The 646-nt window shown below is 44.9% G+C and carries 2 protein-coding genes; both read right to left on the bottom strand.

All coding sequences use genetic code 11. The annotated features are described in order from the left end of the window. Positions 1-388 (bottom strand): Arm DNA-binding domain-containing protein (locus X919_RS0104550; RefSeq protein ID WP_028899196.1); only part of this gene is annotated, 388 nt, incomplete at its 3' end. A gap of 28 nt (positions 389-416) precedes the next feature. Further along, positions 417-646 (bottom strand): tyrosine-type recombinase/integrase (locus X919_RS14765; protein ID WP_036917007.1); only part of this gene is annotated, 230 nt, incomplete at its 5' end.

Below are 646 nucleotides of genomic sequence, written 5' to 3'. Positions count from 1 at the left end.
TCAGATAAGTCCCCTCTGCCCTTGACTTTCCAACGCTTTCCTTGACGGCTTGCAGTTCCGCCTTGCTCATTGCAAGGAGCGTGGTGGGGTTAGTGGCAATGCCTTGCAAACTGTTCTTGATAAGTTCCACACTTACCACTCCGTCCCTTGTCAGTATGTCCCGATAGGTTTTTTCTATCAATTCCCTGAACTCATTGATTCTTTGGTTGGTCTTCCTATTGGTTGTCAAACCCTGTTTGGAGTTCCACTCGGAGACTTTACACTCTTCTCCTGTGGTAATGGCGGTGCTCTTTCCGTCTATGGTGATACGGCAGAGAATGGCGGTATTGCCGTCTGCTTTTGTCTTCTGTCTGTTGATATAGAACAGTATCTTGAATGTACTTCTCATAATGATTTTAGTTTTAATATGTCTATTGCTAAATACTCATCTGCATATCCTCCGTGAAAGAAAGGAAACGATTAAACTCCTCAAAAAGTTTTTGGGGTGTAACCTTTGCATAACGCTCGGTCATACTTACATTGCTATGTCCGAGCATCTTGCTCACCGTTTCTATTGGCACTCCTTGCTCAAGCGTGATAAGTGTGGCAAAGGTGTGTCTTGCCGTATGCGTGGTAAAGGGAAAGGCTATACCCTCTCTAAGGCGCA

It is taken from the genome of Prevotella sp. HJM029, from assembly GCF_000599605.1.
Lineage (GTDB): Bacteria > Bacteroidota > Bacteroidia > Bacteroidales > Bacteroidaceae > Prevotella.
The sequence above is the reverse complement of the archived record's forward strand: the minus strand, read 5'-3'. Positions and strand labels throughout refer to the sequence as shown.